Below are 18,782 nucleotides of genomic sequence, written 5' to 3' on the forward strand. Positions count from 1 at the left end.
AAATGGGGATAATCAACAATGTTAAAATTTTTATATTACTCTTAGTTTTTTACTTCTTAAGTTAGGTCAAACGTGATTAAAAAAACTAACAAGTTTCTATTTCCTAACTCCAGAACTCACCATGACTCAAAAAACCTATCAACTTCCCCTAACCTTCGAGCAAATTCTTAATCTTGTCCTACAACTTTCTGTACAAGAACAAGAACAACTTATTCAAGAAATAAAGAAAACCTCTTCAAATAATAAAGATGAAGATTTACTTAGTGTTTTTGACAGAATCGGCAGAAATGCTCAAGCCAAAGGATTAACCGAAGAAATTCTAGAAGAATTACTCGCCGATGAATCATAAACTACTTGTCATTGACACAAATGTGTTAATTAGTGCTGCTCTAAGCCCTAATGGAACAGCCCGTAAAGCCCTAGATAAAGTCTATAAAGAATTCAAAATTGCTCAAAGCGATGAAACTTATCAAGAATTAAACACACGAATTTATAAACCTAAGTTTGATAAATATATCTCAGATGAAGACCGACAAGATTTTTTGAACATAGTTAAAAAGTATAGTCAATTTATAGAAATAAAATCTCAAATAAACACCTGTAGAGATCCAGATGACAACAAATTTTTAGAACTTGCTAAAGATGCCAATGCAGAATTTCTAATTACAGGAGATCAAGACCTTTTATCACTCAAGACCCTAGTTGAATATCAAAACCAGATTATTACTACCAGAGACTTTATTGACCTTGATTAATTCATCTTTAATCCTGTAATTAGTTCAGATGGAAGGTTATAACTCTAAAGGGTTGGATGGAATTATATACATTAATTCTGCACCGTCTGGTTTAATTTCTGTAGACGGAGTTAATTTAAGCCAGTCATGAAAGCTGATTCCTAATTGGGAAATTGCTTGCAATTCTATTTGGTAAGATTTAAAACGGTAATGGGTTTCTATCATAGATTCTACCGCTTCCATAACTTTAGGAAGACGTTTATCTGCTTCCTGTTTTAAATCCTTATGATCTAGGCCGAACCAACCTCCTTGAACTTCATCACGAGTTAAAATTGCTGGTGGGAGTGAATCTACCCATTTATATGTAGAATATAACTTTTCTCCCATTTTAAATAAGTTCTCTCGTTGCAATCAAAAACTGCATTTTCATCTAAATTGGGGTTACTCCACTGGTAAATTCGTGTTAGCCTACGCAAATCTATCTGACCTTTGTAACAAGGTTGTAAGTATGCTGCTGGGTTAGAAGTGAGTACAATGTCAATATATTTTTTAATACGTGAACGGAGAACTTTTGCTCCTTCTTGAAAGCGGCGAAGTGCTGTATCATGTTCTTCTAATTCTAAATAGCAACGTGCTTCAGCTAGGTAAGCTAAAGATAAAGTTAGTAGATATTCATTAATAATTTGGCTTTTTTGCTCAATTTCAATATCGGTGTATTCAGCATAAATATGCTCTGTTTCTAAAAAACGGTTAATAGCTTGTAGGGCGCTGTTTCTACGATTTTCAGTGTTGGTCATTGTAAAAGCATTATTTGCTAATTCGATTGCAGCACGAAAATTTGCATAGAAACTAAGGTCAAGTTTGCGATTGATGTTATTTAAGACTTTTTGTGCTTGTTGTAAGCGTTGTTCTAATTCCTTAAGCCGTTGTGCTATTACAACAAAGCCTATAACTGAGACACCCAGGTTTAATATACTGGCTGCACTAGTTACCTGCAAAGCTAAATCTTTAGAAGGAGATGAATTAACCTCTCTTAACCAAGTAATTACTCGCTTACTGCCTACTTCCCTAATTACACCTCCAACCCGTTCAAGAGTTCCATCTGTTAGTCCTTTGACAATCCAATCAGCAAGCATAAAGGTGACTGTAACTGGTAAACTCATAATTTTCTCCTATTTGCTAAAATTTCAGTATCGTAATGTCTGGAAGGTAGTCGCTTCGATTCTGCACAGCAAATACCTACGCTTTACTCAGTATTCACAATTTAAGTTGTAGTTTACGCAATAGCGATCGCTCTTTTTAACGAACCGCCCACGCTAACAAAGAAAAGCGATCGCTAAAATCTCATCTAAGTCATATACAGTTAAAATAGGGTGTAAAGATGAGAGTAAATATGAATTATGCTTAGTGGAATTAAACAAAAGACTATTGTTGGAAAAGATGGCAAGATTGAACTGTCTTCAACGGAATTACCAGAAGGAACTGTTGTAGAAGTCATCGTGTTAGTTGAAACAACAATTGAAGAAGATGAAACTACCTATCTTTTGAAATCCAAAACTAATAAAAAACATTTGCTCAAAGCTTTAGAGAATGTAGAAGAAGGAAACCTAATTTATGTAGATTTAGATGAATATGAAAAAAGTTGCCTTTGAACCAGAAGCTTTTGAACAATTAGCACAGTGGGCAACAGAAGACAAGAAAATTTTCAAAAAAATATTAGCACTGATTAGAGATATACAAAGAGATCCTTTTGCGGGTATGGGGAAGCCAGAACCATTAAAATATGAACTACAAGGTTACTGGTCAAGGCGGATCACAGATGAACATAGATTAGTTTACAAAGTGCAAGAAGATTTATTGATTATTTTGACTTGCAAATATCATTATGAGTAATAAAGGTTATTAAGGCTGGGATATTGTTTTAGTTCAGGTGATCGCTCTTTTTAACCAGAAGATGCAGAGCAATCGCAGATACAATCATAAGTAAAAGGCAAGCTGGTAGAAATGGCTGAAATTATTATCAAAAGCCTTAAAGGTGACTGTTGAACGCGGCTTGAAACCCACCCTTAATTAATAGCAAAATCTGTATATTTACGCACAGAAGGTAACTGAAAACCTAAAACAATATCCTCTTTTGGGACACCTAAATCAACCAATTCATTCGCAATTCCTATCTCTGTTCCATCTTGCTGAATCCAGATTTTTTCGTCAATAATATCTAGATGGAGAACAGGCCCATATATGCGGTTTTGATCGCGCCAACCTACATAAACTAATTGATAACGATCGTGTTCTGTATCAAAAATTGTCTGTGCTTGAATGCGATTATCCCAAACAATACTAGCGTGTTGTTGAAGTAAATTCTTAATATATTGTCGATATTCGTCTAGCTTTGCCATTGGTCTATTGCCTCCTGTTCAATATTATAAATTAGTAAACATTGATTAGTTTTAATTACAGATTGGATAAATGGAAGTATAAAAAAATCATTATAAACAGTACTAGGAACTGCTAAATATAAAGTACGATTAGCTTCTTGTTTTTGTAAAGCAATTCGGTAAATAATAAATTGTCCTAATGCAGCATAAAGTTCTGTTATTTTTGACGGACTTAGAAAACTCTTAATTTCAACAGCTATTTTTTGTCCTTGTTTTTCGGCTGCAATAACTTTTTCTGCTCCTAAATCAATATATAGCTCAAGGGTTCCCGCCTGGAGAGTATAAGGATCGTGAGTGATTAACCACCCTTCTTTCTGAAGTGCTGTTTTTACAATTGTATGAAAAGCATCTTTAGCAGACACAGGTTTAATTCCAATTTATGGCGGCGCTTGATATAAGAATTTCTATTTTAATAATACATTGACAAGCTAGCGAAATTTTCTTAACTAAATAAGTAGATTAACACAAAAAAAGATCGATTGTAATGATCGAGAGGATTGAACAAACCGCAGATGATAGAGCGATCGCTCAAAGCCTATCTCAGTCAGATACAGTTAGAATATGGTAATAAAGACGCGAGTAAATCAAAATGTGTAGGTTGGGTTGAGGAACGAAACCCAATATTTTGCTGGGTTTATTGGGTTTCACTTCGTTCAGCCCAACCTACCAATATTCTTAACTGAGCAGTATTGGAAACTGTTATAAAAATGATCGTGTTAATTAAAACACCAAATGCAGAAGATAAAACTATCTTCTAAAATCAAAAACTCATAAAAAAATCTATGAATAAAACGCCCTCTCCCGATGAAAGTCAGCAAATGCTGAAGTGGCTAAACCAGAATCGCCAAATGTTATTAGATTTATATAAAAATCAATATATTGCTTACAATGCTAATGGCTTAATCGCTCACAGTGAAAATCTGCGTGAAGTTATAGAATTGGCAGAGGCTTCAAAACAGCTATTTGTAATTTACTTAGTTCCACGTCGCACCGCTTCTATCCAAATTCTACCAATTCGCTTTCGTACAATTGCTCGGCATGACTGGCAACCAAATTATCATGTAAAGCTGAAGCATAGAGATATAGAAGTTTTTACAATAATGTTAGTAGACTCTGGTGCTGAATTAAGTTTAATTTCCTTAAAAGTCGGTCAAGATTTAGGCTACGCTTTGGCTGATGCTGAATCAACGTTATTAGCAGAAACCATTGGCGGAAGAGTTGAGTATGTTTTACGTAATGTTGAAATGACAATTGATGAACACAGTTTTATTGCGACTGTGGCATGGTTACAAACTAATACAGGTGGAGAACAATTACTTCTAGGAAGAGAAGTTGTATTTGATAAATTTAATATTGAGTTTAGGCAAGCTGATGAACAAATTATTTTTACCTGGCGTGGAGACAACTAATCAATTAACCACAGATACTTCTGACAAGTTGCAGAAATTCCCTTAGTATAGGTGTCATATCTTCTTCCCGCCACACTATAGCCGTTTCTACTAATGGTGTTTTCTCCTCTACAGCGCGATAAACTACACCAACCCTTTGAAGATTTTTCAATGAAGACGGTACGATCGCAATCCCCATTCCTGCTGAAACCAATCCGATAATTGTCTGCATCTGAATCGCTTCTTGAGTCACTTTCGGGCTGAAATTTCCTTGCTGGCAAAGACTTACGATTTGGTCGTAAAGTCCGGGGCCCAAATGGCGAGGGAACATGATAAAGTTTTCGTTTACTAGCGATCGCACTAAAATCTTTTCTTGTTCAGCTAAGGGATGAGTTTCTAACATAGCCACAATTAAAGCTTCTTGCTGAATGCACTTTTGATTGAGTGTGTTGTCTTCTAACGGTGGATGGGCAAAACCCACATGGATGCGGCGTTCTTGTAGCGCTTGTTCCTGCTGAGTTGTAGTTAATTCTTGCAAAATCAACTCTACTTCTGGAAACTGTTCTCGAAAGTGTCGCAAAATTACAGGAAGTAAATCATAAGTTACCAAACTGGTAAACCCAATTCGTAGTTGTCCCTTTTCACCTCTTCCCGTTTTTTGGGTTAGCTCAATTGCTTTTTCTAGTTGAGACAAAAGTTGATAAGTTTCTTGCAAAAATACTTGTCCAGCTTCCGTCAACTGCACCTGTCGCTTGGTTTTACGCTGAAACAGTTCTACTCCCAATTGTGTTTCTAGTTGCTGAATTTGTTGGCTTAAAGGCGGTTGAGCAATGTGCAATCGCTCGGCGGCTCTACTGAAGTGCAGTTCTTCAGCGACAGCAATAAAGTAGCGCAAATGTCGCAATTCCATTTTTTTTTATATTTTATAAGTTTCAATTTTATTTAAATATATATTGGACATCTGAAAAGCCCCTGCTTATGATACTCATACAAATATTGCGGGGAATCAGAGCAATGCAGGAAAAGTATACTCCAGGCTATTCAAGTAATGCGACGAATTTTATGGCAAAACGCAGCTTAGATACTCATGGTGCGTTTTTCAAGCCTTATTTACGTCCAGGTATAAAATTGTTAGATTGCGGTTGCGGGCCTGGGACGATCGCTTTGGGTTTAGCAAAAGCAATTTTCCCTGGTACGCTTACAGGTATTGATCGAGAAGCCTCTCAAATCCAGATAGCTGCTGAGAGTGCTTTTACTCAAGGTGTTAGTAATGCTAATTTTCTGGAGGGAAATATATATGCTTTACCCTTCCCAGATAACTCATTTGATGCAATCTTTTCCCATGCGCTGTTTGAGCATCTCCAAGAACCAGCGCAGGCGTTACGAGAACTGTGGCGAGTTTTGAAACCGGGGGGAATTGTTGGGCTTCGTAGTCCTGACTGGGGCGGGTTTTTGATTGCACCGTCTACACCAGAACTGGAAAAAGCATTTGCTTATTACAAGTGGCTCCAGCAGCAAAATTTTGGTAATCCTTACGTAGGTAGAGAGTTACGCGCCTTGCTGCGCCAAAGTGGGTTTACTAATATCCAAGCTTCGGCTTCTTATCAATGTTCTGAGCCACTGAGTGAAGCTACAGAATATTTGGCGCTGCGAATTGAGGCTTCTGGAAAGTTGGATGGAGCTGTAGAGAAAGGTTGGACTGATGAGGGAGCGCTTACAGCAATGAGTCGTGCTTTACGAGAATGGAGTCAGCACCCAGATGGATTTTTTGCTGCTGCTTGGTGTGAAGTTGTGGGATGGAAAGGTTAAATTAATATTTCGAGTTGCTACTGCTGCTGGATTACTGCTTGGAGTGGCAAATATACTTGCTGTTTGTCCTGACTCTTCAACACAAGGAGCGATCGCATCTCTAGTCTTTGCGATCGCTAGAATTAAAGCTGAGTTACGCATGAACTTCATAACTTACTAGATAATCAAAAAAATATTGCTCACTACAATCATTCAGTGAAAACGATTTGTTGCTTGTAAATAAAATATTAAAATTTCAGTGAGTTAGTACTATATCCTTCACTGGCTAAGATTTGTAAAAATAGTGATTTTTGCTTCTTTAATAATTAACAAAATTCCTTCAGGAAATATCATTCACAGCGCCGAACGATCATCTATTTTTATTATTTTCAATGTCCAATACCCTAATTGCATACTTCTATGCGTAGGCGTAGCCCGTCGGAGACATCGCAAGTAGCCAAACCAACCTAAACAACTACCCCTAGCAGGTTAAACTAGGTCTGGTAACAACTGCTCCACGTTCCTTATGAGGCTTTTATGGGAGCTAACCTCAAACAGATTGCCAACTATTTAGATAACCTTGGTTGGGACTACCGTTTTGATGATCAAGAAGACCGAATTATAACAGGTGTGGAGGCTGATAACTTAGAAGATTTTCTAATAGTTGTCCAACTGGATGAAGAGGGAAAATTTTTCCGGGTATTTGCCCCTCAAGTTCTAGCAGGAATTCAAGACCATCCTCACAAGGCAGTTATCCTCCAGACAATGCTTGCCATTTCCTGGGAAACCAAAATGTTGCAATGGGAGTATGACCCATCTGATGGCGAAATTCGTGCCATTATTGAGTTTCCTTTAGAAGACTCGATTCTCACAGAAAAACAATTTCACCGTTGTCTCAGTGGGTTAATCCAGATTGTCGATAGCATAGCAATACCTCGCCTGAAAGAAGTTATGGCAACAGGTTTTGATCCGGGGAATATAGAACTTGGGGAAAGACTGTTACTCAGTATCCAAGAAGAAGCTCCAGGATTGCTAGATTTGCTAGAAAAGGCAATGGAAGCGAGAAAAAAGCGAGGAAGTTTTAAGGGTGAGTGAGACGGATCATCACTTAAATCGCTATACTCCAAAGTGATACCCTCACTATATACTGAAATTTTCTGGGGCTGGATATTATGACATCCTATGCAACCTCCTCTGCCAAAGCGGAAATGAGTGAACTACGGCGGTTGAAAGGCTTACTACCGCCAGAATTACAGAGCTGGGTCACGGTTGAAGGCACAACTGAAGTCAATCCACCCCTGGTTCGTTGCGAAGAAATTGGTAAAGACCAGGTAGAAATTCAAATTGACCTGGTGAAATGGGATGCCCTCGCAATGGATCAGCGTAATCTGCTGTTCTGGCATGAAGTTGCTCGCGTTCAAAATGACACGATTCCTAAAGATGGTTGGGAAATGGCAGCATTAGCCATCGGTTTAGGTGGTGCTGTCGGCGAATTGTGGGTACAAGATGGATTGCTTCTGGTGTTAGCTTTGTCGCTGTGTGGCGTGTCAGGCTGGCGATTGTACCAAAAAAATAGTGGAGAAAAACAACTGAGAGAATTGCTGAATGCTGATGAGAAAGCGATCGCTTTGGCAACTCGGTTTGGTTATACCCTCCCCAATGCCTACAAGAGTCTAGGTAGCGCCTTGAAAACCCTGATTGACAATACTCCTAGTAAGCGCCAACGGTCGAAGTACGAAGCAAGGCTCTCTGCCCTTAAACGCAGTGCTAATAAGGCAAAAGCTAAATCCAAAACTCCAGATGAGGGCGGGTTGTAATTAGGAGAGACTCGATTAATCGCGTCTGTACAGGAGTTATGAGTTATGAATTATGAGTGAACTTCAAACTCCTTACTGTTTTCCTCGTTAACAGCCTCCGAGTGGGAATGCCTACTAAGGGGGCTGCTGCCTCCCTGATTAGCGGCAGCAATGACGATTTCATTAAATCTTACTTTTTTCTTGATTACATCTTTATCAAACTCAAATTTTACAGTTGGTTCAGCATTTTATGCGTCTGTGGGATCACACGTACATACCTGAGAAAGCCCTTCATCAAAGCTTGCCACGTTAAAACTTGATCAGCCGTCGGGGCAAACACAGGTATGGATGAGAATTGTTCAGATACTGCTAAAGGCGTAACAGGTTGTAAAAATACTGAGATATCTGGACTAACCTCTGCCACCAACAAAGCTGAACGTTCCAACTCGGCTGGATCTGTGTTTTGAGACACAATTATCTTGACAAAAACATTTAAATATGAGTCATGACATAATTGGAGAAATTTAGCATGTTCTTGCCAATGACTTTCGCCACTAACACTGGGCAATTTTAAATCCATACCTACAGAGTCTAAGTAAGGGAGAATCATTGCTAGTTGTTCTGGGCGATGTCCGCCAGTTTCTAAGTATATAGGTAGACCAGTTATGGCTCGCACTTCGGGGAGAAACTGGGTTAGAAATGGGGCATGAAGAAGTGGTTCGCCTCCAGTTAAGCTAATGCTATCGTGTAGAGAAGGTACATTTTGTCGTTCAATCCATTCAATTAATATGGGTAGAGAGACAGGGTTAGAGTGGATTTCAAAGTCGCGCAATCCAGGCGATCGCTCTATCCGACAACTAGTAGGTGCATTCCAAGTGTGGACACTATCACAAAAGTTACAGCGCAAATCACACAAAGCAAAACGAATAAATATCTGACGCGTCCCTACATTTAGTCCTTCCCCTTGAATGGCAGAAAAGATTTCAATCAGGCGTGCGGTAGGTGTAACCGTATTTTTAGTAATCATTTGATGAGAGCAACGCGATCGCGCTGCGTCGGCACAACAACAAGGATGTTTTTTGGCTTCTTGTTCTATTGTGAATCGTCGCTAGCGATCTCCAATCTCAGCCCCGGTAAATCGAAATTAGTCCTTATTACTACTGATTCCAATATTAGGTTAGGTAATTTTCTAGGACAAAATAATATTTGGCAGATTACATTATACATGGCAACGAAAGTGCAGAGCTTCATGACTAGCCAACCGACAGAGGCCGATTTTCCAGTTAATTCCCTAAACGACACGGCTATAGTGCAAATGCCTAAGCGGTTGAGTGTGCTGGAGGCCTTAGGCTTTAAACAAACCTGCCAAAGCTTAATCCAGCCCAATTCACATCCTAAGCAAATCATTATTGACTTTCACCAAACTACTTTTATGGATAGTAGTGGCTTAGGTGCTCTAGTCAGTAATTTTAAATATGCCCAGACTCAAGGGATTACATTAACACTGCGGAATGTAACACCTCAAATTATGGCAGTCCTAAAACTCACGGGATTGGATCAGGTTTTCCCCTTAGAGCTTGTAGATGATGCGCCGCTAATACAACAGGAAGACTTAGTAGATAATCGCAAGACAACTTCCCGTAAAGTAGAGCAGTTACCCACTACACACCCTTCTGTGGCATCTTGGATGAAACGGTTGTTAGACATTGTGGGGTCTGTGGTCGGTTTATTAATTACAGGAGTTTTATTTATTCCGATTGCGATCGCTATTCAAATTAATGATCCCGGGCCCATTTTCTTTAGTCAAATCCGTTGTGGTTGGATGGGAAAACGGTTTAAGATTTGGAAATTCCGCTCTATGTGTGTGGATGCGGAAGCGAAAAAATCCCAAGTTCAAAACCAAGTGGAAGGTGCTTTTTTCAAAAATGAGAATGACCCCAGAATTATCAAAATAGGGCGCTTTTTACGGCGAACTAGTCTTGATGAATTACCCCAATTTTGGAATGTCCTCAAAGGAGAAATGAGTTTAGTAGGCACTCGACCACCTACACCTGATGAAGTAGAGCGCTACGAAGTACCGGAGTGGCAACGTTTAGATGTTAAACCCGGTATGACTGGCGAATGGCAAGTCAATGGCCGTTCTACAGTCCGGAGTTTTGAAGATGTAATTCGCCTAGATTTGCAGTATCAAAAAAATTGGAGTTTGGTGTACGATTTAAAGCTAATTTTCAAAACTATAGCTATTCTGTTTAATAGAAATAGTGGTGCTGTTTAGCTAAATATCCTTATTCACAATTTTTTGGTAACTCCTAATCACAATAATTGTTAGATATACCCAAGCCTAAATTAGGCTTGGGTAAATTTTAGGTTCACCTACAGCTAATTTTAGAAATCTAAAATCTAAAATTTGGTAATCTTCTGCATGAAATTATCCCACCCCTTTCTGAATACTAACGACTTCAACCTGCTGTGCTTCTGGTAACAAATGCTTCATGCTTTGCTTAACAAAACCTTGCAAAAAACCAATCTGCTGATTTTGCCCAAATACCTTTTGTAAGGTTTGTCGCAAATTCTCCAAATTTAAACCAGTCCCAGAATTTATTGCTATTTCCTGCTGTTGGAAATACTCAACTAGACTTAACCCTGCTACCCTGGTCAGATAAGCTGCACTTACTCCCTGCGCTACGCCGCCAGCAACAAAGGTAATGGCATTACTTTTGAGGACAGTACTAATAGCATTTGTAGAAAGTTCAACTAAACCCAGTTTCAGCATCAAACTTCCCATTGTTCCAGCTACAGTTTGCGCTTGTTCCAAGGAAAATTTCTGCTGATAGATATTACCTAAATCCATTACCATCTGAGCATTAATTGCCGCAGTCGCTAGGATATCAAGGGCTGGGACTGGGTTAGCAAAAGCAGCAGCAGCAGCTATCCATTGATATTGTTCAATAATTGGGGTGGCGCGATCGCGTCTAGTTCCATTCAACCAGTTTTTCGCGTCAGCTTTCAACAACCCAGCTTTTCTCATGGTTGTTAACCAAACTAGCCGTTGTCCCTGCTGTGTCAATTCACCCAACTGCTGCGTCAACTGTTGGATATTTGGCGCTGGTTGTTCCATCCACTCTTGCATAGAACCATCAGTCTCATGCTTTCGGACTTTGATGGGAATGGGAGAGGCCGCAGTTGCAACTACATTTCCCTGCATTCGCTGTTTTAATGACAGCAAGACGCTGGCGCTTTCATCGGCTAAATACTGATCTTGTTTGTTCAAAACCAGAATTGTGGGCTGATTTGCTGCTTTTAGCTGCTGTAAAGCTTGAAATTCTGAGTCTGTCAAATCACCGTTTGTCAAGAACAGAACAAAATCAGATTTTGCCACTTCGGCTAAAACAGCTGCATCTGAATTGTCACCTGCTTCTCTAAATAAAGGTGCTGTTTCTTCTAAAGACACTAAGTTTCGTGTCTCGACATTTTCTTTTAGCACTTTAATTAAAGTGCTTTTACCTACGGATTTACCGCCAGTCACAGCAACTTTAATTTCTTGTCTGTCTAACTCCAACAACAGTTGGGCAACTTGTTCTCTAAGTGTCTCTAATGCTGTGTGGTTTTCAGCTTCTTGTGCTAGTTGATTAATTACAGTTTCAGTTTTAGCGATCGCACTTTCGACAGTCGTCCGATCCACCACCATACCATCTAGCTGCTCTAAACTGTCTTTTAAGCGATTTTTTTGGAATAACCACAAACCACCGCCTACAGCTAAAGCACTCAATAAACCAAACTCACCCACCTGTACTATAGAATCGTGCCAACTGTCCAACATCCACAGAGAAAAGGACAGTCCTAATCCTCCTACTAAAATTGGTCGCTGCAACTTCACAACCATGATTTTTTGCGCCTTTTAGATGGCTATTTCTTCCAGAATAGATCAAAATAAAATAAAAACCCTACAATCGGTGAAGATTGTAGGGTTTTTATTTTATCTTTTATTTGGTGGCGGGAAGTGGATTTGAACCACTGACCTTCGGGTTATGAGCCCGACGAGCTACCAGGCTGCTCTATCCCGCGTCGCTCTTGACTTTTTTATCATAACCTATAGTCAAGAGTTTGGCAACTACAAAAATGATAATTCTCCAATTACTTCTAAACGCTTATATTTTCCCAAGGTGACAAACTTTTCACAGAGGCTTTCGGCGGCGCTGGGACTAATCCAACCCATTTGCTGGAGTAAGTGAATAGCCACGGCGTATTTTGCTCGTTTTGCCCCATCCATAACTTTGATTGCCAATCCCAAGCCTTCACCGAGTCTACCAATGCACTGCACTCCTTCGGCACCAGTTTTACTTACGAGTTCCCCTGGAGTTAAGCGCATCAGTTCCGTATCAAATTCTCCATCTCCAGCGACCATTGCGGGGTGGTGAGTCATCGCCCGGACAATGCGCTCCATATCCAAGTTTGTACTAGAGGCTAACAGTGCATATAAAGATGCCATGTGACCGAGTTGCATCAGATAAGTTGGTGCGCCACAGTCATCATGAGCGCTGATAAATTCTTCAGCTGGCATTCGCAGCAATTCTGCTACTTTGCCCAAAATCAACTGCTGTACTGGGTGCTTGCGATCCAAGTAGTTATTCAAAGGCCAACGACGTTGTTGACAAACAGCTAACATTCCCGCATGTTTACCAGAGCAATTGTATTCCAGAGGACTGTGCTTACCTTCAGGAATTGGACACTGGAGTATAGTCGGGTCAAGATCGGCCCGCCAAAGGATGTTAAATACCTGTCGGACTTGATCTATTCTTCCTTTATGGGAACTTGTGATAATTGCTAAGTCGCGATCGCTGAGGTCATAGCGTTCCAGTGTACCTGTGGTGGTGACTGCGAGTGCCTGAAATGGTTTGAGGGCTGAACGGATAAATGCAGCAGTTTCAGAATTTCCGGCAACGGTTAAAACCCGTCCTCGTTCGTCGCATACAACAGCTTGGACTATATGCCTGGATTCAATAATACCTTCCCGCAGCAACCGGACTTCCAGTGCTGTGGCTTGAGTTCGTTTTCCCATTGTCATGGGTTTATATTTATTACCTTTTTTAATTAATTAGTCATTAGTTATTAGTCATTAGTCCTTAGCTAATGACTAATGACCAATGACCAATGACTTTTTAAAACAAATGCCAAACTATACTACCAATAACGTACATTCCCGCCAACCCAGCAAAGGTAAATTGTAACCGCCGCAGAATAGGTTTGATTTCGTATGCGACAATCAAGCGATCGCGGTTGAGGATTTCCTCTGGTTTTGTCCAAGTTTGACCGTCGTACCAGCCTGACTCCTCATAAAAGACTGTGGGACTACAAAGGCGATCGCACACGTAGAACCAGCCTAAGTACAACCTTACTAGTGCCAGCACTACGCCAACACTCGCGGCGGCCGCACCACAGAGGATAAAATGTGCAATATACTTGTTCGGAGGAAAACTTGCTGCTGCCACAGGCCCAGCTAAGAGCCAAGACAAACCCCAAATCCAAGCTATTTTCGTGATATACTCGCGCAAATCTAAAGTGCTATCACGAAATAGCCAGGAATTTTTTAACTCTTCGTACTCGTTGAGCGGTTGTTGGTCTGTGGGAACTGGGCAATTTGAAACCGAAGACCTAATCATGTTGGCTTACCCTCACCCTCATCAGATTCTGGAAGGGAAATACGCTCTGCATGAATCCAGAACGCTTCTAAATTATAAAACTCCCGTTCCTTGGGCATCATAATGTGAACGATCACATCACCATAGTCTTGTAGTACCCAACTACCTTCTACTTTTCCTTCTGTCCTTATGGGACGCCGTTGCAACTCAGTTTCAACTTTTCCTTCAATTGCTTGAGCGATCGCCCTGACTTGTACTTTAGAATAGCCAGTCATCATCACAAAGTAATCAGCCAGGTAAGATACCTCTGCTACTTTGAGCAATATAATCTCACCCGCTTTGCGGTCTGATCCAGCTTCGGCGATCGTTGCAGCTAATTTTCCGCTCTCCTCTTCGGTATGGGCGTGGCTCTTTGCCACACTCTTCGTCAGTGAGACAGATTGTAATGGGAAATTTCCTTGGAAATAATCAGTCATTAAACCTCATGTGCTTTCTTTTGAAACAATTGTTTACATTTACTTACAAATCACAAACAATTGATCTGAAAATGTGTCAATAGGTTTTTTTGAATACTAACAAAAAAACGGGTGTCTATGGGGCTAGTACTGCAAAGCGGAAGTCAAAAAGAGCCAGTATGTTGCGCGGGTTAAGAGCGTTTAACCAACTGGCTCTCAAAAATCAAAACTCACTCATGCTTTAAAATCGGGGTTTTTGGCTGTAATGAAATAGGTAGGTTTATTACCGTAGACCTGTCATAGCTTGATAATTGACTGCTTAGATTTTGATATCAGTAATCAGCAGTTGCGGATGGCTATTGTTGTAGAAACCAATAAATGAAAATTTAGTACTGAGCGATCGCGTCCGTCTAAGCTTCGTAAGCAGTTTTACTGGAAAAGATAAATTAAACCAATTCGCAATTCGCTTTTTCGCAATGGGCAACTCTTGGAGACGCTAAAAGCGAACGCCCCGCTACGAGGAGAACAATTACGTGTTGTAACGGGGATAAAGACAAGCAGCCCAACACTTGCGGCTTGATAGAAGCCGGGGACTTAAACCCCTACATTTTGTTAAAACTGCGCTTACAAGCAAGGAACACACCAGTATTAGAAGATGTGACTGGAACCAAATGACAAATTTGAAACTTGATGGTGACGATGAAAATGAGGTGGAAGTCGATAAGCTAAGTAGGTCGGCGTAAGTAATTATCGTTGGGATAAGGCAGGGAGCAGGAAGCAGGGGAAAGAGAGTTTGAGCCTTGTTTACTTTTCTTTACACAGTTTAGTTTAGTGAATTAACCAACGATCCATTTAATCATGAGGCAGATGCGATCATTGCTAATTCATTTGGTGCAGAAGCTGCTTGGCAAGCTTTAGATAATCTAACCCCAGTGCTGTCAATTAAACTTCTTGTTTGGTAATTCTTCTAGACTGAATTGCTCCACGTTCTGCCGTCAATGAGTAACACAAGGACTCATACTGATTTAAAGCTTGCTCAAAAGCATAGTTCTCAACGGCATATTGGCGACTTTTATAACCCAGAGTTTTGACTTTTTCGGGGTTTTGATACAAATCTAAAATTGCCATTGCTAAAGCTTGGGGATCTTCTGGAGGAACGATAACTCCGCCGCCACTTTGCCTAATAGCTTTTGCTGCCGTACCATTATCGGGCACAGAAGCAACCAAAGCTCGTCCACTGGCAAGTAGCACTTGAATTTTTGATGGCATATTGAAGGATACAACATTTTTCTTTTGCACCACCAAGCCAACATCGGCAGCTGCCAACATTTGTGGCAAAGATTTGCGGGCTTGAAATGGCAGTAGCAAAACATTATCTGCACCGCAGTCTAGACATTCCTGTTGCAATCGCTGTAACCCTTTTGCTTCTCCAACGATGACAAAAACAATATCTGGGATATGGCGTAACGCAGAAGCAGCTTTAACAACGCTTTCTAAGCCTTGGGTTAGGGCAATGTTGCCAGAATAAAGTACTACAAATTTTCCATTCAGGTTATGTGCAGCGCGGAAAGGGTTATTTTCTTTAGGCAAAGGGCGGATAAAATTGACATCAACCCAGTTGGGAATTTGCACAATTTTGTCAGCTTCTACGCCCTTAGCTCGCAAATTGTCCACAAACCCATCGGCGATAACGCTAATTTTACTGGCAGTGTGGTAAGCAAATTTTTCCAACACTGTAAATAACTTTATAAGTAATTTATTTTTCAGTAGACCGACATGGACAGCTGCTTCTGGTAATATATCTTGTAAATTTAAGATTACAGGACAAGCACGTAACCATCCTAAAAGAGCAACTGGTACACAGCTTGGTAAGGATGGCGATGTTGAGAGAATAACATCTGGACGCCAACCGACGAGGGCGGGCACAAAACTAGTGACAACGAAACTAGCATCTAGTAACACCCGATCTAATAGATTGGGTTGGGGACGAATCCAAACGTAACTGCGTTGAATTTGAACGCCATTTTTATATTCGTTTAGATACCACTTCCCCCGATATTCCTGGTAAATTTGACGCTCAGGGTAGTTGGGCATAGCGGTGACTACGCGCACTTGATGCCCACGCTTCACTAGTCCCTCTGCTAATTCAGTCATCAGTGGGGCAATACCAATCGGTTCTGGATAGTAGTTATAGGAGTAAATTAAAATTCGCATAAAAATTAGCCCGTATTACCCCGGTTTTTTATTTAATGACAAATATTTGTCTTAAACATGATTTGGAGTTTTCAAACTCCTATATTTATTAATTGTGACTTCAGACTCTTTTTCTGTCAGGTATTTTCCTTAAAGATTGAGTAAATTTTGATATTCAACACTTAGAGAAAGTGTGAATTTTTTTACTATTGAACCAATCTTAAAATTGTTCATTTTTATTCAGTACGTAAGTATAAACCCTATATATTTTGATATTAATTAAGACTGCTTTACGGCAGTAGTTATTGAATGAGCGATCGCCCTTGTATTTTCTCCTTTTTTGCTGGTTCAGGTTTTTTAGATTTAGGTTTTGAAACCAACGGTTTTAAGGTTGTTTACGTCAATGAAATCTTTCCGCCATTCATGACTGCATACCGCTATTCACGGCAGATTCTCAATTTACCGTTACCAGAATACGGGTATCATGATGGAGAAGTAGGAGATGTAACCCAACTTCTCTATGGGTTACAAACACAACATCTCCGGGAGCTAGTACAAGACTGCCGTAAATCTAGTAATATTGTCGGCTTCATTGGCGGGCCTCCCTGCCCTGATTTTTCTATTGGCGGGAAAAATAGAGGGAATTTAGGAGATAATGGCAAGCTTTCCGCTTCTTACGTTGAATTAATTTGTCGCAATCTTCCAGATTTCTTTTTATTTGAAAACGTTAAGGGATTGTGGAGAACAAAAAAGCACCGTTTATTTTTTGAATCGCTCAAGCAACAATTACTGGAAGCAGGCTATATATTAACAGAGCGATTAATTAATGCTATCGAATATGGCGTACCCCAAGATAGAGAAAGAATTATTCTCATTGGTTTCCGAAATAGTTTTATTAAGGATATAGGAATAAAAGTCGGTAGTGAAAAGTTACTACATGAAGAGGCTTTTCCTTGGAAAAATCATATTTTATATCCTCAAGCAAAGGTTTTTGCTTACCCTTGGCGTCAGTGCGAACCATTCCAAGAAAATTCCATCATGCCTTGCCCTGACGACATCCCTGAAGAATTAACAGTTGAATACTGGTTTAGAAAAAATAATGTGCTAAAGCATCCCAATGCTGAAAACTGTTTTCAACCAAGGGCAGGTATCACACGATTTGCTGCTATTAATGAAGGAGATGATTCTAAAAAGTCTTTCAAGCGTCTGCATAGATGGCGTTATTCTCCGACAGCTTGCTATGGAAATAATGAAGTACATTTGCATCCCTATAAAATCCGGCGAATATCTGTGGCGGAAGCTTTAGCAATACAATCTTTGCCTACGAATTTTGTACTTCCTGAAAATATGTCGCTTACGAATATGTTTAAAACTATTAGTAATGGCGTACCATATTTAGCATCTAAGGCGTTAGCTAAAACTATTTTGGATTTCTTAGCAGCTGGTGTGAAAAACGCTGTTGATATTTCTAAGCTTACTAATCTTTAATGTCAACTTAAACACTTACAATAACTCTGCGACATCTACAAAGCTGACATCCTATGACATCCTAAAAAAGTCAGCAGCTTCTTTTCAGAATAAACTTGTCATAAATATGGTTTAATATATATATAAGAAATGTTTTAATTTTTTATAAAGTTTAATAATCAATCCCTGGCAGAAGACACGATGGCAGCAGACTATCCAAACATTGATATTGCGCCATTTATCGATCACTCCCTCTTAATGCCAACTGCTAGTCTAGAGCAGGTTGAGCAGTGGTGTGAAGAAGCATACAGATTCAATTTTGCGGCGGTTTGCCTATTTCCCGTTTATGTCAAACAAGCAGTCGAACTCCTGCACGGCAAGAACCCGAAAGTCTGTACGGTAATTGGCTTTCCTTCTGGTGCGACGACTTCAGCAGTAAAACTGTATGAGGCTCAAGAAGCGGCGGATAATGGCGCTACTGAATTAGATGTGGTAATGAACTTGGGCTGGTTGAAAGCTGGTAAAACTGAACAAGTCCACCGGGAAATTGCCGAAATTTGTGAAGAGACTGGGCAAACTGTCAAGGTAATTTTGGAAACCAACCTGTTGACAGATGCGGAAAAAAAAATAGCTGCTGAAATAGCTATGGAGGCGGGAGCGGCTTTCTTAAAAACTAGTACAGGTTGGAATGGTGGTGCAACAGTGGCAGATGTACGACTTTTGCAAGAATTTGCCAAAGAAAAAGTAGGAATTAAAGCCTCAGGTGGTATCCGCACTATCAATCAAGCTCTAGACTTAATCGTAGCGGGTGCTACTAGATTAGGCACATCTCGCGGTATCGATTTGATCCGCCAGCGCGATAACCTGGGAAAGGGTGAATAGTC

24 protein-coding genes and 1 tRNA gene are annotated in these 18,782 nt (G+C 40.0%); 13 read left to right on the top strand and 12 right to left on the bottom strand.

The genetic code is table 11. The features are described from left to right. Positions 1 to 121: 121 nt before the first annotated feature. On the top strand, positions 122 to 349 hold the full coding sequence (locus RMY00_RS13535) for a hypothetical protein (protein WP_322648040.1): 228 nt from the start codon (positions 122 to 124) through the stop codon (positions 347 to 349). Then, complete coding sequence (locus RMY00_RS13540) at positions 339 to 755, top strand: putative toxin-antitoxin system toxin component, PIN family (RefSeq protein WP_322648041.1); 417 nt, start codon at positions 339 to 341, stop codon at positions 753 to 755. Before RMY00_RS13535 ends, RMY00_RS13540 begins: the two co-directional genes overlap by 11 nt. A gap of 36 nt (positions 756 to 791) precedes the next feature. Here RMY00_RS13540 and RMY00_RS13545 read toward each other — a convergent pair whose 3' ends face one another. Both RMY00_RS13545 and RMY00_RS13550 read right to left on the bottom strand, forming a co-directional pair. After that, the gene (locus RMY00_RS13545; RefSeq protein ID WP_322648042.1) at positions 792 to 1,121 is read right to left on the bottom strand and encodes a hypothetical protein; all 330 of its coding nucleotides are present in this window, start codon (positions 1,119 to 1,121) and stop codon (positions 792 to 794) included. Further along, the gene (locus RMY00_RS13550; RefSeq protein ID WP_322648043.1) at positions 1,085 to 1,897 is read right to left on the bottom strand and encodes a hypothetical protein; all 813 of its coding nucleotides are present in this window, start codon (positions 1,895 to 1,897) and stop codon (positions 1,085 to 1,087) included. Before RMY00_RS13550 ends, RMY00_RS13545 begins: the two co-directional genes overlap by 37 nt. A 237-nt stretch (positions 1,898 to 2,134) precedes the next feature. Between RMY00_RS13550 and RMY00_RS13555 the strand changes: the two genes are divergently transcribed. Together RMY00_RS13555 and RMY00_RS13560 are read left to right on the top strand one after the other, a co-directional pair. Further along, positions 2,135 to 2,386 (top strand): hypothetical protein, encoded by a 252-nt coding sequence (locus RMY00_RS13555; protein ID WP_322648044.1) that lies wholly within the window; start codon positions 2,135 to 2,137, stop codon positions 2,384 to 2,386. Further along, the gene (locus RMY00_RS13560; RefSeq protein WP_322648111.1) at positions 2,367 to 2,627 is read left to right on the top strand and encodes a Txe/YoeB family addiction module toxin; all 261 of its coding nucleotides are present in this window, start codon (positions 2,367 to 2,369) and stop codon (positions 2,625 to 2,627) included. Before RMY00_RS13555 ends, RMY00_RS13560 begins: the two co-directional genes overlap by 20 nt. 173 nt (positions 2,628 to 2,800) lie before the next feature. Here the strand turns inward: RMY00_RS13560 and RMY00_RS13565 are convergent, their stop codons facing one another. Both RMY00_RS13565 and RMY00_RS13570 read right to left on the bottom strand, forming a co-directional pair. Further along, a complete protein-coding gene (locus RMY00_RS13565) occupies positions 2,801 to 3,133 on the bottom strand; it encodes a XisI protein (RefSeq protein WP_322648045.1) in 333 nt (110 codons plus the stop codon). Then, positions 3,121 to 3,534 (bottom strand): XisH family protein, encoded by a 414-nt coding sequence (locus RMY00_RS13570; RefSeq protein ID WP_322648046.1) that lies wholly within the window; start codon positions 3,532 to 3,534, stop codon positions 3,121 to 3,123. Before RMY00_RS13570 ends, RMY00_RS13565 begins: the two co-directional genes overlap by 13 nt. Positions 3,535 to 3,669: 135 nt before the next feature. Here RMY00_RS13570 and RMY00_RS13575 point away from each other — a divergent pair, with 135 nt between their 5' ends. Further along, on the top strand, positions 3,670 to 3,855 hold the full coding sequence (locus tag RMY00_RS13575; protein ID WP_322648047.1) for a hypothetical protein: 186 nt from the start codon (positions 3,670 to 3,672) through the stop codon (positions 3,853 to 3,855). Between the two features lie 99 nt (positions 3,856 to 3,954). Next, the gene (locus RMY00_RS13580; protein WP_322648048.1) at positions 3,955 to 4,581 is read left to right on the top strand and encodes a retropepsin-like domain-containing protein; all 627 of its coding nucleotides are present in this window, start codon (positions 3,955 to 3,957) and stop codon (positions 4,579 to 4,581) included. Positions 4,582 to 4,585: 4 nt separating this feature from the next. On the opposite strand, the gene RMY00_RS13585 is transcribed toward RMY00_RS13580, so the two are convergent. Beyond that, on the bottom strand, positions 4,586 to 5,470 hold the full coding sequence (locus RMY00_RS13585; protein ID WP_322648049.1) for a LysR family transcriptional regulator: 885 nt from the start codon (positions 5,468 to 5,470) through the stop codon (positions 4,586 to 4,588). 104 nt (positions 5,471 to 5,574) lie between these two features. Here RMY00_RS13585 and RMY00_RS13590 point away from each other — a divergent pair, with 104 nt between their 5' ends. The 4 genes from RMY00_RS13590 to RMY00_RS13605 all read left to right on the top strand — a co-directional run bounded on the left by RMY00_RS13590 (position 5,575) and on the right by RMY00_RS13605 (position 8,165). Next, positions 5,575 to 6,369 (top strand): methyltransferase domain-containing protein, encoded by a 795-nt coding sequence (locus RMY00_RS13590; protein WP_322648050.1) that lies wholly within the window; start codon positions 5,575 to 5,577, stop codon positions 6,367 to 6,369. Continuing rightward, the gene (locus tag RMY00_RS13595; RefSeq protein WP_322648051.1) at positions 6,320 to 6,529 is read left to right on the top strand and encodes a hypothetical protein; all 210 of its coding nucleotides are present in this window, start codon (positions 6,320 to 6,322) and stop codon (positions 6,527 to 6,529) included. Before RMY00_RS13590 ends, RMY00_RS13595 begins: the two co-directional genes overlap by 50 nt. Before the next feature lie 356 nt (positions 6,530 to 6,885). Then, positions 6,886 to 7,443, top strand: coding sequence for a hypothetical protein (locus RMY00_RS13600; protein ID WP_322648052.1), 558 nt, complete (start codon positions 6,886 to 6,888; stop codon positions 7,441 to 7,443). 77 nt (positions 7,444 to 7,520) lie between these two features. Then, entirely contained in the window at positions 7,521 to 8,165 is a 645-nt protein-coding gene (locus tag RMY00_RS13605) for a DUF3318 domain-containing protein (protein WP_322648053.1), read from the top strand. A 208-nt stretch (positions 8,166 to 8,373) separates the two neighbouring features. Here RMY00_RS13605 and RMY00_RS13610 read toward each other — a convergent pair whose 3' ends face one another. Beyond that, positions 8,374 to 9,171, bottom strand: coding sequence for a 7-carboxy-7-deazaguanine synthase QueE (locus RMY00_RS13610; RefSeq protein ID WP_322648054.1), 798 nt, complete (start codon positions 9,169 to 9,171; stop codon positions 8,374 to 8,376). A gap of 198 nt (positions 9,172 to 9,369) precedes the next feature. Here RMY00_RS13610 and RMY00_RS13615 point away from each other — a divergent pair, with 198 nt between their 5' ends. After that, positions 9,370 to 10,419, top strand: a complete 1,050-nt coding sequence (locus RMY00_RS13615) for an anti-sigma factor antagonist (RefSeq protein WP_322648055.1) — start codon at positions 9,370 to 9,372, stop codon at positions 10,417 to 10,419. Between the two features lie 153 nt (positions 10,420 to 10,572). On the opposite strand, the gene RMY00_RS13620 is transcribed toward RMY00_RS13615, so the two are convergent. From RMY00_RS13620 to RMY00_RS13645, 6 genes are all read right to left on the bottom strand, one after another. Then, positions 10,573 to 12,027 (bottom strand): YcjF family protein, encoded by a 1,455-nt coding sequence (locus tag RMY00_RS13620; protein WP_322648056.1) that lies wholly within the window; start codon positions 12,025 to 12,027, stop codon positions 10,573 to 10,575. Between the two features lie 105 nt (positions 12,028 to 12,132). Beyond that, positions 12,133 to 12,209: transfer RNA gene (locus RMY00_RS13625), tRNA-Met, on the bottom strand. Positions 12,210 to 12,255: 46 nt separating this feature from the next. After that, entirely contained in the window at positions 12,256 to 13,209 is a 954-nt protein-coding gene (locus RMY00_RS13630) for an asparaginase (protein ID WP_322648057.1), read from the bottom strand. A 94-nt stretch (positions 13,210 to 13,303) separates the two neighbouring features. Continuing rightward, positions 13,304 to 13,804, bottom strand: a complete 501-nt coding sequence (locus RMY00_RS13635) for a CGLD27 family protein (protein ID WP_322648058.1) — start codon at positions 13,802 to 13,804, stop codon at positions 13,304 to 13,306. After that, a complete protein-coding gene (gene rsfS / locus RMY00_RS13640) occupies positions 13,801 to 14,259 on the bottom strand; it encodes a ribosome silencing factor (RefSeq protein ID WP_322648059.1) in 459 nt (152 codons plus the stop codon). The genes RMY00_RS13635 and rsfS overlap by 4 nt, the downstream gene beginning before the upstream one ends. Positions 14,260 to 15,180: 921 nt before the next feature. After that, positions 15,181 to 16,452, bottom strand: coding sequence for a glycosyltransferase family 4 protein (locus tag RMY00_RS13645; RefSeq protein WP_322648060.1), 1,272 nt, complete (start codon positions 16,450 to 16,452; stop codon positions 15,181 to 15,183). A 288-nt stretch (positions 16,453 to 16,740) separates the two neighbouring features. Here RMY00_RS13645 and RMY00_RS13650 point away from each other — a divergent pair, with 288 nt between their 5' ends. Together RMY00_RS13650 and deoC are read left to right on the top strand one after the other, a co-directional pair. Next, positions 16,741 to 17,919 carry a DNA cytosine methyltransferase gene (locus tag RMY00_RS13650; protein WP_322648061.1) on the top strand — a complete coding sequence of 393 codons (1,179 nt, stop codon included), beginning with the start codon at positions 16,741 to 16,743 and terminating at the stop codon, positions 17,917 to 17,919. Between the two features lie 180 nt (positions 17,920 to 18,099). After that, positions 18,100 to 18,780 (top strand): deoxyribose-phosphate aldolase, encoded by a 681-nt coding sequence (gene deoC, locus RMY00_RS13655; RefSeq protein WP_322648062.1) that lies wholly within the window; start codon positions 18,100 to 18,102, stop codon positions 18,778 to 18,780. Positions 18,781 to 18,782: the final 2 nt, after the last annotated feature.

The organism is Nostoc sp. ChiVER01 (assembly GCF_034531155.1).
GTDB lineage: Bacteria > Cyanobacteriota > Cyanobacteriia > Cyanobacteriales > Nostocaceae > Nostoc.